This window comes from Streptomyces sp. NBC_00210, from assembly GCF_045160975.1.
Classification (GTDB): domain Bacteria; phylum Actinomycetota; class Actinomycetes; order Streptomycetales; family Streptomycetaceae; genus Streptomyces.
On the sequence record NZ_CP108120.1, the window covers coordinates 2717383 to 2730708 of the forward strand.

The 13326-nt window shown below is 68.3% G+C and carries 15 protein-coding genes and 1 pseudogene; 10 read left to right on the top strand and 6 right to left on the bottom strand.

What is annotated here, in order from left to right:
* Positions 1-28 precede the first annotated feature (28 nt).
* The 3 genes from OG729_RS12115 to OG729_RS12125 all read right to left on the bottom strand — a co-directional run bounded on the left by OG729_RS12115 (position 29) and on the right by OG729_RS12125 (position 2673).
* Complete coding sequence (locus OG729_RS12115) at positions 29-286, bottom strand: phosphopantetheine-binding protein (RefSeq protein ID WP_360871991.1); 258 nt, start codon at positions 284-286, stop codon at positions 29-31.
* Positions 283-1758, bottom strand: a complete 1476-nt coding sequence (locus tag OG729_RS12120) for an AMP-binding protein (RefSeq protein ID WP_405805954.1) — start codon at positions 1756-1758, stop codon at positions 283-285. Before OG729_RS12120 ends, OG729_RS12115 begins: the two co-directional genes overlap by 4 nt.
* A 468-nt stretch (positions 1759-2226) precedes the next feature.
* Positions 2227-2673 carry a MarR family transcriptional regulator gene (locus OG729_RS12125; protein ID WP_360871997.1) on the bottom strand — a complete coding sequence of 149 codons (447 nt, stop codon included), beginning with the start codon at positions 2671-2673 and terminating at the stop codon, positions 2227-2229.
* A gap of 137 nt (positions 2674-2810) precedes the next feature.
* Here OG729_RS12125 and OG729_RS12130 point away from each other — a divergent pair, with 137 nt between their 5' ends.
* Genes OG729_RS12130 through OG729_RS12165 form a run of 8 tightly spaced genes read left to right on the top strand, consistent with a single transcriptional unit; the run spans position 2811 to position 9233 of the window.
* Entirely contained in the window at positions 2811-3236 is a 426-nt protein-coding gene (locus OG729_RS12130) for a DMT family transporter (protein WP_405805956.1), read from the top strand.
* 45 nt (positions 3237-3281) lie between these two features.
* Positions 3282-3599 carry a multidrug efflux SMR transporter gene (locus tag OG729_RS12135; RefSeq protein ID WP_360872003.1) on the top strand — a complete coding sequence of 106 codons (318 nt, stop codon included), beginning with the start codon at positions 3282-3284 and terminating at the stop codon, positions 3597-3599.
* A 14-nt stretch (positions 3600-3613) separates the two neighbouring features.
* Positions 3614-4093 (top strand): nucleoside deaminase, encoded by a 480-nt coding sequence (locus OG729_RS12140; RefSeq protein WP_405805957.1) that lies wholly within the window; start codon positions 3614-3616, stop codon positions 4091-4093.
* Entirely contained in the window at positions 4090-4746 is a 657-nt protein-coding gene (locus OG729_RS12145) for a DsbA family protein (protein ID WP_360872008.1), read from the top strand. The genes OG729_RS12140 and OG729_RS12145 overlap by 4 nt, the downstream gene beginning before the upstream one ends.
* A 1-nt stretch (position 4747) precedes the next feature.
* Positions 4748-5776: an FkbO/Hyg5 family chorismatase gene (locus tag OG729_RS12150; protein WP_405805959.1), complete on the top strand. Its 1029-nt coding sequence runs from the start codon at positions 4748-4750 to the stop codon at positions 5774-5776.
* Positions 5773-6969: a 3-deoxy-7-phosphoheptulonate synthase gene (locus OG729_RS12155; protein ID WP_405805961.1), complete on the top strand. Its 1197-nt coding sequence runs from the start codon at positions 5773-5775 to the stop codon at positions 6967-6969. Before OG729_RS12150 ends, OG729_RS12155 begins: the two co-directional genes overlap by 4 nt.
* Positions 6970-7020: 51 nt before the next feature.
* A complete protein-coding gene (locus OG729_RS12160; RefSeq protein ID WP_405805963.1) occupies positions 7021-8007 on the top strand; it encodes an LLM class flavin-dependent oxidoreductase in 987 nt (328 codons plus the stop codon).
* Positions 8007-9233, top strand: coding sequence for an MFS transporter (locus OG729_RS12165; RefSeq protein WP_405805964.1), 1227 nt, complete (start codon positions 8007-8009; stop codon positions 9231-9233). The genes OG729_RS12160 and OG729_RS12165 overlap by 1 nt, the downstream gene beginning before the upstream one ends.
* A gap of 53 nt (positions 9234-9286) precedes the next feature.
* Here the strand turns inward: OG729_RS12165 and OG729_RS12170 are convergent.
* Positions 9287-9392 (bottom strand): annotated as a pseudogene (locus OG729_RS12170) (transposase); the annotation flags it as partial.
* A 619-nt stretch (positions 9393-10011) separates the two neighbouring features.
* Between OG729_RS12170 and OG729_RS12175 the strand changes: the two are divergent.
* Entirely contained in the window at positions 10012-10629 is a 618-nt protein-coding gene (locus tag OG729_RS12175; RefSeq protein WP_405805965.1) for a DUF3455 domain-containing protein, read from the top strand.
* A gap of 158 nt (positions 10630-10787) precedes the next feature.
* On the opposite strand, the gene trxA is transcribed toward OG729_RS12175, so the two are convergent.
* Positions 10788-11132, bottom strand: a complete 345-nt coding sequence (gene trxA, locus OG729_RS12180; RefSeq protein ID WP_405805966.1) for a thioredoxin — start codon at positions 11130-11132, stop codon at positions 10788-10790.
* 3 nt (positions 11133-11135) lie between these two features.
* Positions 11136-11528, bottom strand: a complete 393-nt coding sequence (locus tag OG729_RS12185) for a MerR family transcriptional regulator (RefSeq protein ID WP_405805968.1) — start codon at positions 11526-11528, stop codon at positions 11136-11138.
* 294 nt (positions 11529-11822) lie between these two features.
* Here OG729_RS12185 and OG729_RS12190 point away from each other — a divergent pair, with 294 nt between their 5' ends.
* On the top strand, positions 11823-13304 hold the full coding sequence (locus OG729_RS12190) for a glycoside hydrolase family 16 protein (RefSeq protein WP_405805969.1): 1482 nt from the start codon (positions 11823-11825) through the stop codon (positions 13302-13304).
* Positions 13305-13326 lie beyond the last annotated feature (22 nt).

The following is a 13326-nucleotide window of genomic DNA, read 5'->3' on the forward strand; positions in this document are numbered from 1 at the left end:
TGCGGGTTCTGTGAAACAAATCGATGAATCAGGCGGCAGTCTTGGTGGCGCTCTCGATGAAGGCGCAAATCGCCCCGATGCTGCGGAAGTTGTCCGGAGCGATCGGGATGTCATCGACCGGAATCTCATACGTACGTGAGATGTGCGAGATGACCCGGACCAGACGGAGGCTGTCCACGACACCGCTCTCGATCAGATCGAAATCGAGAGTCAGATCGGCGGTGTCCTCACCGTCCAGTAACTCGGTCACGACATAGCCTCGTATTTCGTCCGCGAGGGCGGTCATGGCGTATTCCCTTTCTGTCGGTCTGCCTTGATGAGGTTGCGGTCTGGTTTTCCGGTGGGAGTGCGCGGGAGCGGGCTGTCGCCGACCGCGACCGAGGACGGAATGGCGTGGCGGGGAAGGATCTGGGCGCTGTGGCTCCGCAGCCTGAGTGAGGTGAGCGAGGTGCCGGCGCGCCGGGTCACCTGTGCGTGCAGCCGGTATCCGGCCTCCGGGTCGGGCAGCGCCACCACCACGGCCTCCGCGACGTCCGGATGGGCGGCCAGTACGCCCTCGACCTCCTGCACATTGGTCCGCACGCCTCGGACCTTGACCTGGAAGTCGGTGCGCCCCTCCAGCAGATGGAGGCCGTCGGCGTCGCGTGTGACGATGTCGCCGGTGCGGTAGAACACCTCATGGCCGCCATCGGGAGCGGGCACGAACACCCCTTCATTGCGGGCGAGCTGCAGGTATCCCGTGGTTTGGAAAGGGGTCGAGACCAGGAGTTCACCGGTGCCGGGCCCGTCGATGACCTGCCCGTCGCCGTCGAGCAGCAGAGACTTCACTCCGGCGAGCGGCCGGCCGATGGGGATCTTCGGTCCTGTGGTCTCGGGGTCGACGTCGTGGATGAAGCTGTCGTTGGTTTCGGTGCATCCGAAGACGTTGTGGAACCGGGAACGGGGGAATGCGGTGCCGAGCTCCCGCAGCAGCGCCTGCGGCAGCGCGTCGCCTGTGAAGACCACCGTCCGGGTGTCCGGGTACACCGCCTTGCCCTGGGTGAGCAGCCGGTACAGCATCGGCACTCCCTGGACGAAGGTGATCTGGTGCTCGGTCACCAGTTTCCGCAGGTGGCGGGCGTCCGTGCTGAGCTCCCGTTCGACCAGGACGACTCGCGCCCCGAGTCCGAGGAAGACCCAGACGTCGAGCAGCGAGAGGTCGAAGTTGAGCGGCGCATAGCTGAGCGCAGTGTCTGCGTCGGTGAGGTGGAAGTAGTCGGTGGCCCAGTCGGCGAAGCGGTCGAGGGCGGTGCCAGGAATGGGCACGATCTTCGGGGCGCCGGTGGAGCCGGAAGTGGTCAGCAGCAGCTTGGCCGCGGTGGGGTCGACCTGGGAGAAGCCCTCGGCGGCCTGCGCGTTCTGTGCGACGTCGGTCGCGTGCAGACCTTCCTGGTCGGCGGTGAGCACCCGTGAGCACCGTGCCTGCGCACAGAGGGTCTCCAGGGATTCGTTGCCCAGTTCGGGTGACGGGGCCAGGACGCTGTAGCCGGCCCGGAAAGCCCCGATGAGCAGGGCGATCGTTTCGGGCGTCTTGTGCGCAGGGACGCACAGCGGCTGGTCGCGGCCGAGGCCGAGGGCTTCGAGTTCGGCAGTGAAATGCTCAGCCAGATCCGATAACTGGCGGTATGTCAACTGGCGCTCGGCCAGGACGAGGGCCACACGCTCCGGCTGGTTCAGCGACTGCGTGGCAAACGCGTCAATAAGGCCCGGTGAAGGCACACTTCCCCCTGTAGTTTCACGTGTCGATGCGAAAGTGATCAACGATGCGAAGGTGATCGTCGGGGAAGTGGTGGCGCGTAGTCAGCGCCGAAAGGCCAAGGGCACGGCACCCATCAGGTCGGCTGGCCCGGCTCACGTTCCCCCGTGATCGTTGCCGCAAAAAACACTACCCGGGCAGGTGTATGCAGAGTCAAGCAAATAATTTTCCAGCAACAAGTGACGTGCATCACCTCGGATTGCCTTGCCGGATCAACTATTGGTTTGGCCGCACATGCAAGCTGTCGCCGAGGTGTGCGGGGGGTATACAAAGACCCCCGAGAGGGGGTCGCGCGTTTACCTGAGGGTGTTTGCAGGGGCTCCAGAACGCCCGAAAGCCGCCCGGAATGCGGGCGGCTCTCTACGGAAACACCGGCGGGACCAGAGGTTTTCGGTCGAAGCCGGATACCGAATGCGTTCGGGCAGTCGCGCTCAGAGCGCGCTGCGCAGTGCCTGAACCGTGGTCACGAGCTTCGGATCGGCCCCGGCGGTGTTCAGCGCGGAGCTGAGCACCTCGGCATAGGTGGCTCGCGCGGCGGCGTAACGTTGTCTGCCGTCTTCGGTAATGACGGCGTAGACGCCACGCTTGTCGTCCGGACATACGTCCCGGTGCGCGAACCCGGCCGAATCCAGACGTCCGACCAGGCGGGTCACCGAACTCTGGCCGAGCCCGATCCGGTCGGCCAGCTCCTGCATGCGCAGCTCACCGTCGCCGGCCTGCGAGAGGTCCTCCAGAGCGCGATATTCGGACAGCCCTATGCCGTGCCGCCGCTGGAGAGCCTGCGCGAGCTGGCGCTCCACATGCGCGTACAACGTCAGGACCTTGTCCCACATGGCCTGGTCGGAGGAGGCGGTGGTCGCGTAGGCGGTCGTGGTCATGAGTAGAACTCCTCCCGTGGCGGCGTTTGACAACAAGATACATGTCCATGCAAGCTTCTGAACCGGTCCCTCCTCCCTGCTCCGGACGAGCACGGTGGACAGAAACATGCACGTACAAGCAACTATATGGAGGTTCTATGTCCAGCACCACGGCGAACGCCGCCAATGGAACCGTCTCCAAGGGCTGGGCCTGGCTGCTGTTCTCGTCTCTCTTCGAGATCACGTTCGCGCTCAGCACCAATGCCACCGACGGCTTCACCAAACTGGGGCCCTCACTGCTCACGGCAGCCGCGGCCTCCTGCGGCATCTACACGCTGTCGCAGGCCCTCAAGACCATTGACGTGGGCGTCGGTTACACCGTCTGGTCCGGCATCGGCGGTGTCGGCACCGTCGTCTTCGGCACGATCATCTACGGCGAGCCCATGACCGTGTGGAAGGTCCTCGCCTTCATCCTCATCATCGGTGGCGCCCTGGGCCTGCGGATCTCGGACAACGTCGCGGCCAAGAAGGCGGCGGCCGCCCCGGCCGCCGAGACCGCCCCGGCCGGGCTGCCCGTCTCCTGAAGCGCGCCCTCGTCCCTTCTCCCCAGTACAGAAAGGCCACCTGTCATGACCTGGCTCTTCCTCGGCATCGCCATCCTCTTCGAAATTGCCTTCGCGCTCGGCACCAACGCGACCAAGGGGTTCACCCGCCTGTGGCCGTCCGTGCTCACGCTGCTCGCCGCGGCGGGCGGTATCTACACGCTCTCGCTCGCCCTGCGGGAGCTGGACGTCAGCGTCGGCTACACCATCTGGACCGGCCTCGGCGGTGTCGGCACGGTCGTGCTCGGCTCGTTCATCTTCAAGGAGAAGATCACGCCGGCCCGGCTGATCTCCTTCGCCTCGATCATCGGCGGCGCCGTGCTGCTCCGCCTGACGGCCGTATGAGCAGGGGAAGCGGCGTGCCTCTGACTGAGAGCGAACTGACCGAGTACGTCCAGAAGGCGGTGCGGATCAGCCGCGGGCATGTCGCCGAGGGGGGGATCCCCTTCTCCGGGGTGGTGGTCAACCATGGCCGCATCCTCGGGACCGGGTTCAACCGGGTCCGCGAGGACAACGACCCCACCGCACACGCCGAGGTCGTCGCGCTGCGCGAGGCCGCCGCCAAGAGCGGGCTGTACGCGACCGCCGGGGCCACCCTGATCGCCTCCGGCGAGCCGTGCGCGCTGTGCTACATGGCCTCCCTGCACTTCAACGTCAGCCACATCGTGTATGCAGTCGATCGCAAGACGGCCGCGCAGTACGGCTTCGACTACTCGGGCTCGTACTCGATCTTCGCCGATGACCCGGTGAACTGGCCCGTCAAGGTGACCTCGCTGCAGGTGGCGGACGGGACGAAGCCGTTCGAGGAGTACCTCACCATGGAGCGGAGGCGGGCATGACCGAGACAGCCGCGGACAAAGTCACCGTCAAGGTCTGGTCGGACTACGTCTGTCCGTACTGCATGCTGGCCGAGGGCCCGCTGCACGAGGCGACCCACGACCTCGATGTCGCGATCGAATGGATGCCGTTCGAGCTGCGGCCCCATCCGGCGGCGACCCTGCGGCCCGAGGACGAGTACCTGCCGGCCATCTGGAAGCGTTCGGTCTACCCGATGGCCCGCCGGATGGGGGTGGACATCACCCTGCCCACCGTTTCCCCACAGCCCTATACCCGGCTCGCGTTCGAGGGGTACCAGTACGCGGCCGAGCACGGGAAGGCCGCCGAATACACCCCGCGGATGCTGCGGGCCTTCTTCCAGGAGAACCGGGACATCGGCCGGCTGGACGTGCTCGCCGACGTCGCGGCCGACATTGGCCTGGATGCCGATGGCTTCACCAGTGCCCTGACGGCCGGGACGTACAGCGAGACCCATCAGGAAGCCCTGCGGACGGCGCAGGCGTACCGCATCTCCGTCGCCCCCACGATCGTCATCGGCGAGCGCCACCGGATCGAAGGCGTCCCGGGCCCGGCCCAGATCCGCAAAGCCGTGCTCGACGTGCAGGCCGAACAGGCCGTGACCCGGGGTGCCGCCTGCGACATAGAAGGGTGCTGACATGACACACCACACCGGACTACTGGCTTACTTCGCGCCTCTGGACGGCATACCTCAGCCCGCCCTCGGGCGGCACATACTGGGCACGGTCGCGTTCGGAGAGACGACCGGTCTCTCCCTCACCGCGCAGGGACACCCCGAACTCGCCATCCCCATGTCCTCGCCCGGCTTCGCCTCCTTCCGCGAGGTGTGGACCACCAGGGTGAAGCCCGAGGTGGGCCTGCGTGGCGAACTCGCCTATGCCCACGACGGCGAATACCTCTTCGTCTCCGGGGCCATCGAGCCGCTCGGCGTGTACGGGCCGAAGGTGCGCGAGGTGTACGAGTCGGCCTTCGCGCTCGTCGAGGAGCTCGGTTACCCGCACATCTTCCGGATGTGGAACTTCGTCGGCGACATCATCGGCTCCAACGCCGAAGGCCAGGAGATCTACCAGGACTTCGTCGCGGGACGGGCCGAGGCGTTCGCCTCGTACGGCGACGGAGCCGGCTACATGCCGGCCGCCACCGGCATCGGCACGCGCGGCGAGGGGATCTCCTTCACCCTGCTCGCCTGCCGTGAGGGCCGCCCTCAGCATCTGGAAAACCAGCGGCAGACGCCCGCCTACCACTATCCCGAGCAGTACGGCCCGAAGCCGCCGAGCTTCGCCCGCGCCACCCGGCTGCACCCGGCGGGCGCACGCTACGGCGACGGCCCGCTGTTCGTCTCCGGCACGGCCAGCATCCTCGGCCATGAGACCGTCCACCGCGGCGACGTCGTCAAGCAGACCGAGGTGGTGCTCGACAACATCGCCGAGCTGATCGGCGGCCGCAACCTGGCCGCCGCCGGCCTCGACGAGGGCCACGAGCTGAAGGACGTCCGGCTCGTCAAGGTGTACGTGCGCCACGACGAGGACTTGCCCGTGGTGCGGGCCCAGTGCCGGGACTCGTTCGGGCCCGACGCCGAGATCGTGTACCTGAATGTGGCCGTGTGCCGTAACGACCTGCTGGTCGAGATAGAAGGACTGGTCCCCGGCCCGGAGTTGTCCCGGTGAGCGAGTCGCCGCCGACCGCGGTGCACGGGGCCCACGCTGCGCCCCCCGCACTGTGGGACGTACTGCCCGCCGAGCAGCAGCCGCACTGGAGCGCGCACCCCGATCTCCACGACGTGCGGCGAGCCCTGCGCGACGCCCCCGCGCTCGCCACGGCGCAGGAGGTCAGGACGCTGCGCCGCACCCTCGCCGAGGTGGCGCTCGGCCGGGCACGGCTGCTGCAGACCGGCGACTGCGCAGAGGACATCCACGCATGCGGGCCCGAACACACCGCAGCCAAGAGCGAGTTGCTGTGCGAGCTGAGCGACCGGCTCGCCCGGCACACCGGTCAGCAGGTGGTGCGTATCGGCCGGATGGGCGGCCAGTTCGCGAAGCCGCGCAGCAGCCCGACCGAGACGTACGACGGGATGCCCATCCCTGCCTTCCGCGGCCATCTCATCAACTCGCCAGAACGGTCGCTGCTTTCGCGTCGCCACGACCCGAACCGGATGCTCCAGGCCTACGAGGCGAGCGCGAGCGTGCTGCGCGGCCTGGAGAAAGAGCGCACCGACACGCGCGGGCCCTGGTCGAGCCACGAGGCGCTGGTCATGAACTACGAGAGCCCGCTGGTACGCCGCGACCCGGAGACCGGCGCGGCATATCTGGCCTCGACCCACTTCCCGTGGGTCGGGGAGCGTACCCGCCAACCTGGCCTGGCGCACGTGGAGTTCCTTGCCGCGATCAGCAACCCGATCGCCTGCAAAATCGGCCCGACCGCGACGCCCGATGACGTGGTCCGGCTCTGCCGCATCCTCGACCCGAACCGCCTGCCGGGCCGGCTGACCCTGATCCTGCGGATGGGACTGCGAGGCGTGGGCGCGATCGCTCCGATCGCTGCCGCGGTACGCCGCGAGGGCAACCCCGTCATCTGGCTCAGCGACCCGATGCACGGCAACACCGAGCGCACCGAATCCGGTCTCAAGACCCGCCACCTCGCCGACATCATCGTCGAGGCCGTCACCTTCCGACAGGTCCTTGAACAACATGGACTGCATGTCGGCGGCCTCCATCTGGAGACCGCGACAGACGACGTCACCGAGTGCATCGGCGGCCCGGTGCCTGGCGAGCACGCGCTGGCCGAACGCTACGAGTCGCTCTGCGACCCACGGCTCAACCCGCGCCAGGCGCGCGAACTGATCGACGCCGTCTTCTGCTGACCGCAGACCTGCTGACCTGCTGACCTGCTGACCTGCTGAAAGAGGATCACCGTGACCGACACGAAGACCGACCTCCGGATCGGTGTCGTCCTTCCCGGACGTGAATCCGTCGTCGAACGGAACGCCTATCCGCGCCACCTCGGCCAACTGGCCCAGCTGATCGAGCAGCTCGGATACGACTCGATCTGGGCCGGCGAGTCCCCGCTGGCCCGCTCCCGGATGAATCCGCTGCTCGCCCTGACAGCGGCGGCCACCACCACTGACCGCGTCCAGCTCGGCACCGCGGTGCTGCTCCCGCTGCGCCCACCCGTCCACCTCGCACATGAACTCGCCTGCCTGGACCGGATCTCCGGAGGCCGGCTGATCGCGGGCGTCGGCTCGGGGTTCTCCTCACCCGCGACCCAGGCCGAGTTCGAGGCGTACGGCATTCCGTTCAAGGAGCGGGTCGGCAGGCTGCGGGAGACGATCGAGATCTGCCGCGCGCTGTGGGCCGCCGAGGGTGAGCCGGTGTCGTACGAAGGCAAGTACCACCAGCTCAAGGACGCGGCGCTGCTGCCCGTGCCGGACCAGCCGGGCGGGCCGCCGCTGTGGATGGCGCACTCCGGCGAGAAGATGCTGGAGCGCACCGGGCAGATCTACGACGGCTGGATGCCGACCAGCACCACACCCGGCAACTACGAGAAGGGCCGACTGCAGGTGGAGGAGGCCAGCGAGGCTGCCGGACGCCCCGCCACCGCCGTTACCAATGCCGTCTATCTCTCGGTCGCCGTGGACAAGAGCATCGAGAAGGCCGAGGAGACGCTTCACTCCTACTTCGGCGCGTACTACCGGCTCGACCTGGCCACCATGCGCACAACCCAGGGCATCCTCGGCGGCCCCGCCGAGCAGGTGGCCGACTGGCTGGGCCAGTACATCGCGGCCGGCGCCCGTCACCTCGTGCTGCGGCTGCCCTCCCCTGTCCTCGACGAGCTCAGCTACCGCGCGGCCTTGGAGCGTACGGCCGAGGAACTGCTGCCGCTGCTGCGCGGAATCGCGTGATGACCACGGTCCAGCAGCCTCTTGCGACACGGAAGCTCGGCGGTCGGCGGGCGGACATCTGGCTCGCCGCCTGGCCCCTCACCGCTGTCTTCATGCTGTCGAACGCACCGACCCCGCTGTTCGTGCTGTGGCAGCACCGGATCGGCTTCGCCACCGGCACCCTGACCGTCGTCTTCGCCACCTACATCGGCGGCCTGCTGCTCGCCCTCCCCGTCGCCGGCGTCCTTTCGGATCGCTACGGCCGGCGGACGGTCCTCTTCCCTGCCGTGCTGCTTGCGCTGACCGCGTGTCTGCTGTACGCGACCGCCGCGAGCGTGGCGGCCCTCCTCACCGCTCGCCTGCTCACCGGCCTCGCCGTGGGCGGCACGGTGGCGGCGGGCATGGCGGCGGTCGCGGACGTCGGCGGGCCCGAGCGCCGCCGCCAGGCCTCACTGGCCGGATCGGTGGCGATGGGCACTGGCCTTGCCACCGGCCCCCTGCTCGCCGGTTGCGTGGCCCAGCTGCTCCCGGCACCGACGGTGACGGTCTTCGTCCTTGAGGCCGCGCTCCTGGTCTCGGCCCTGCTGGTCATACGTTCCCTGCCGGGCGTACGCCGCCACGGCGCAGGCGACTCGTGGCTGCGGCTGCCGTCGGTGCCGCGGCCCAACCGGCGGGACCTCCTCCTGAGTCTGGCGGCCTACATGCCGGGTATGACCGGGACCTCGTTCCTGCTCGCACTCGGCCCCTCCGTGCTCGCGGAACTCCTCGGTACGGCCAACCGGATCGTGGCGGGCGGCTCGGCGTTCGTCATGTTCGGCGCGTCGACCGGAGTGCAGTTCCTTGTGAGCCGCTGGCGGCCACGCAGGCTGCTGACCACGGCTACGGCCGCGACCGGTGCGGGCATGGTGCTCGTGATCCTCGCCGTGCACTTCTCTTCCATCGGGCTGCTGCTCACCGCCGGCGTGCTCGCAGGCACCGGGCAGGGCATGGGACAGCTGGGTGGCTTCTCGATACTCAACTCCCGTGTCCCGACAGCCCGTCTGGCCGAGGCCAATGCGGCACTGAGCGCCTGGGGTTACCTCTTCGCGGGGATCCTCCCGGTGTGCACCGGATACCTCACGGACGCGACGGGGATGGGGTCCAGCGTCACGCTGCTTGGCCTGGTCGTGGCCGCGGCGGCCGGGGCGGGCGCACTCGTCGTCACCCGGCTGGCCACAGGGTGTGCCGGGCAGCCGGTTCCCCGCTAGCACTTCGGCGGGTTGCGTGAGCCTGGCCGACGCTGGCCTTTGAATGCCCCCACGTTCCCTGGGCGCATGGGGTGCAGATCGCGTCGCATGCGGGGCTTGGTCCGCGATGATCGCCGCGTCACGGGCGTCGGTCTTCCCCTCGCCGCGGTAGGCGCCAGCGGTGCGGATTCGGAAGCCCAGAAATGCCACTCCACATGCCTTCCGGCCGTCGACCCGATCGTGCGCGTACTGCATTCTCGGGAAACCGGAGGAGAAACGCATGCAGGGGGACGGCCCATCCCATCAGGGCGGGGCTGACACAGGCAAGAGCAACGGCCCGCAGGCCGCAATGTTTCGGTTCCTCCGGTGCAGCGTTTCGGTCCTCAGAGCAAAGATTTCGGGACCCCCGAAGAGGAATCCGCCAGAGTTCGACGAACTGCCCTGACCTGCCATTATCTTGACGCCTGCTCGCCACATCCAGGGTTGACCACTCCCCTGCCACCGCGTTCCAGCACGCTCCCGAAAGGAGTTCGGCGACAGCTGAGTACCTGGTGGACCCGGCGCGTACATCAGGGCGCAGAGCAGATCTCTGCACCGGCCGAATGACCGGGAGGGGTTCCGGCAATCACCGTCCAAGTAGCTCTGGTAATTCGGTTGTCCGAGGTTGACATCCGCTCCGGAGAATGGAGATGGTGAGGCGGGAAAAGCGCGCAGTACCTTCGCCCTGCAATGCGTCCTTTCACGCTTCCACGGTGCGATTGCCCAACTCTCCGTACGTGATGACGAAATGAGGAGTGGAATGTCCAGGAAACGAACCGCCACCCGGAGAAAGAAGATCGCCTGGCTGGTCGCAGGCGCCGGCATAGTGGCGGGCGGCTTCGCCGTGACGACCGGATCCGGCTTCGCCTCTCAGACCGGGACACAGGCCGACGCGCCCCAGGGCACCGCCGCAGCCCAGGGCGCCGTCGAGCGCACCTTCCGGGCGTCTGTGGTCTCCGGCGTCCAGATCTACGCCTGCACCCAGCAGGCGGATGGCACCTTCGCCTTCACCCAGCGCGGCGTCCGCGCCACCCTTCAGGGCGGCATCAAGCACTCGTTCGTCAACCCGGACTCCGGCCCCCCGCAGTGGATCGCCCGGGACGGCAGCGCCGTGACCGGCAAGGTGGCGAGCAAGACCCCGAACGGCCCGGGCAACATCCCCGAACTGGAGCTGACCGCCACACAGTCGGGCAGGTCCACCGGCAAGCTGGCCGAGGTGGTGAAGATCCGCCGCCTGAACACCAGCGGCGGCGTGGCCCCGGCCGGATCCTGTGACCCGGCGACGACTCCGACCGCCGAAGTGCCCTACGGCGCCGTCTACGAGTTCATCAGTCTGTGCCGCCGCACGCCGGCACCCACGCCTTCGGCACGCCTCTGACAGGCGGAGCGTTCGGGCGCTCCCTCACGAAGGGGATCCCAGCAGCCTTCACACCACCTGACCACTGGTCTGTGAGACACGGGAGTCCGGACGGGCGCCCGGCCGGAACAGCCGGCCGGGCGCCCCCTGCGCCGTCTCAGCGCGCGCCGCCCACGGCACTACGGACGCGACTGGATCACGTCATCCAGCTCCTGAAGCAGTCGGCGCTTGGGTCGGGCGCCCACCATCGACTTCACCGGTTCCCCCGCCCGGAACACCATCAGCGTCGGCATCGACAGCACGCCGTACCGCGTCATGATCTCCGGGTTGGTGTCCGCATCGAGCTGCACGACCTTGAGCCGGCCGGCCTCCTCGCTCGCGATCGCGCTCAGTACCGGCGCGAGTTGGCGGCACGGGCCGCACCAGTCGGCGGTGAATTCCACCAGGACCGGCAGCGGAGCCTCGAGCACCTCCGCGTCGAAGTCCGCGTCCGTCACTGCCGCGACGCCCTTTGCCTGAATCATTAGTCACCCTCCGAATTCGCACCGTGGTTCCGGGCCGCCCGCGAGTTCCGCCTCGGCCCGCGCGAGCTGCGCGCCCACCTGGGCGCGTACCGACTGGAGCTGCTCGATGAGCGTGTCCAGTTCGCCGAGCTTGGCGCGGTACACGGCGAGCGAGGCGGGGCAGGAGTCCCCGGCGGGGTGCCCGGCGCGCAGGCATTCGACGAACGGCCGGGTCTCCTCCAGATCGAACCCGAAGTCCTGAAGGGTTCGGATCTGCTGGAGCAGCCGCAGATCGTCCTCGTCGTACGTGCGGTAGCCGTTCACCGCGCGCCGGGCGGGCAGGAGCCCGCGGGACTCGTAATAGCGCAGGGTGCGGGTGGTGGTTCCCGCCCGCTCCGCGAGCTCGCCGATTCGCATGTCCTCGACGGTAAGCCTTGACGCCGACGTCAAGGCAATGGGTTCAGTTCCGGCCCCTCAGCGCCTCGACGCCACGACCGTCGGCCCCCAACGAGACCGCCGCCCTCGCGGATGAACAAATTCCGGGTGCGCACCGCCCCCCCTCGCTCCTGACCAGCCGTTCAGCCCAACTCCGCTACTGCGTTCAGGAAGTTAAGGGTCCAGGGTTATTGACGGCCGCTCTGTCTACATCTACAAAACTGTTGGTGAGAGCGCTCTCAAGACCCGCTTACACCATCCTTCCGGAGGTGTTCCTTGAGCACGAGCCGCATCAGACGCACCCCCTTCCTCACCCTGATCGTCGCCCTCGCCGTCGCCCTCGCCGGGTTCATCGCCGTCACCGGCGCCGGGTCCGCGCGCGGCGACGTACCCCCCACGCCCGGCTGGAACCTCCAGTGGAGCGACGACTTCAACGGCGCCAACCGCACCCTGCCCTCGTCCGCCAACTGGCAGATCGACCTCGGCCACGCCTACCCCGGCGGACCCGGCAACTGGGGCACCGGAGAGATCCAGAACTACACCGACAACCCAGACAACCTCTCCCTCGACGGAGGCGGCAACCTCCGCATCAACCCGCTCCGTGACGGCGCGGGCAACTGGACCTCGGGCCGGATCGAGACCCGGCGCGCCGACTTCAAGGCGCCCGCCGGGGGCACTCTGCGCATCGAGAGCCGCATCCAGATGCCCAATGTCACCGGCCAGGCCGCGCTCGGCTACTGGCCCGCCTTCTGGGCCCTCGGCTCCCCCTACCGCGGCAACTACTGGAACTGGCCGTCCATCGGCGAGTTCGACATCATGGAGAACGTCAACGGGATCAACTCCGTCTGGGGCGTGCTGCACTGCGGCGTCAACCCCGGCGGTCCCTGCAACGAGACCAGCGGCATTGCCAACAACCGCGCCTGCCCCGGAGCCAGTTGCCAGTCCGCCTTCCACGCCTACCGCTTCGAGTGGGACCGCTCCGTCTCCCCCAATGAGCTGCGCTGGTACGTGGACGGCCAGCTCTTCCACAGCGTCGCCGAGAACCGCGTGGACGCCGGGACCTGGGCGAACATGACCAGTCACGCGGGCTACTTCATCCTGCTCAATGTCGCGATCGGCGGCGCGTTCCCCGACGCGCTGGCGGGCAAGACCCCCACTGCGGCGACCGTCCCCGGCCGCCCGATGCTCGTCGACTACGTGGCCGTCTGGACCCGCGGCGGCGGCTCGACAACCCCGCCGACCACGCCGCCGCCCACCACTCCCCCGCCCACCACGCCGCCGCCGTCCGGCTCCTCGCAGCTGTATCTGCGTACGGGAGGGGGCGCGGGCGACGCGGCGGCCTCGGCGGCGACGGTGAGCCTGGCGTCGGCGGGCGGCGCCAACTACGACGGCACCCCGCACAACCCGCAGGTCTTCACCTCGACCGGGATCACCCGGAAGTACAACGGCGGGGCCACTCAGTTCGACCTGTTCGTGGACGCGGGCTCCACGGTCGCCAACGGCCAGCAGATCAGGGTGAGTTACGACCGTACCGCCGACGGCAGCTGGGACAGGACGGAGACGTACAACTACTTCGCCACCGATCCCGTGACGGGCTACGAGCACTACACCCAGGCCAAGGGCCTCAGGTCGGCCACCGGAGCGCTCGGCGATCTGACCAACGGCAAGGTGCAGATCGAGGTCTGGAGCGCCATCGGCAACGGCGCCGGCACGCTCGGCGTCGGCAACCAGTCCGTCGTACGCATCCCCTTCGACTGATCCTGACGGGAGAACCGACACA

Coding starts and splice junctions, on each gene's coding strand:
- OG729_RS12150 (WP_405805959.1), top strand. CDS start 4,748: ATGACACACCACACCGGACTACTGGCTTACTTCGCGCCTCTGGACGGC.
- OG729_RS12175 (WP_405805965.1), top strand. CDS start 10,012: ATGTCCAGGAAACGAACCGCCACCCGGAGAAAGAAGATCGCCTGGCTG.
- OG729_RS12185 (WP_405805968.1), bottom strand. CDS start 11,528: ATGCGAATCGGCGAGCTCGCGGAGCGGGCGGGAACCACCACCCGCACC.
- trxA (WP_405805966.1), bottom strand. CDS start 11,132: ATGATTCAGGCAAAGGGCGTCGCGGCAGTGACGGACGCGGACTTCGAC.
- OG729_RS12115 (WP_360871991.1), bottom strand. CDS start 286: ATGACCGCCCTCGCGGACGAAATACGAGGCTATGTCGTGACCGAGTTA.
- OG729_RS12130 (WP_405805956.1), top strand. CDS start 2,811: ATGTCCAGCACCACGGCGAACGCCGCCAATGGAACCGTCTCCAAGGGC.
- OG729_RS12125 (WP_360871997.1), bottom strand. CDS start 2,673: ATGACCACGACCGCCTACGCGACCACCGCCTCCTCCGACCAGGCCATG.
- OG729_RS12145 (WP_360872008.1), top strand. CDS start 4,090: ATGACCGAGACAGCCGCGGACAAAGTCACCGTCAAGGTCTGGTCGGAC.
- OG729_RS12135 (WP_360872003.1), top strand. CDS start 3,282: ATGACCTGGCTCTTCCTCGGCATCGCCATCCTCTTCGAAATTGCCTTC.
- OG729_RS12165 (WP_405805964.1), top strand. CDS start 8,007: ATGACCACGGTCCAGCAGCCTCTTGCGACACGGAAGCTCGGCGGTCGG.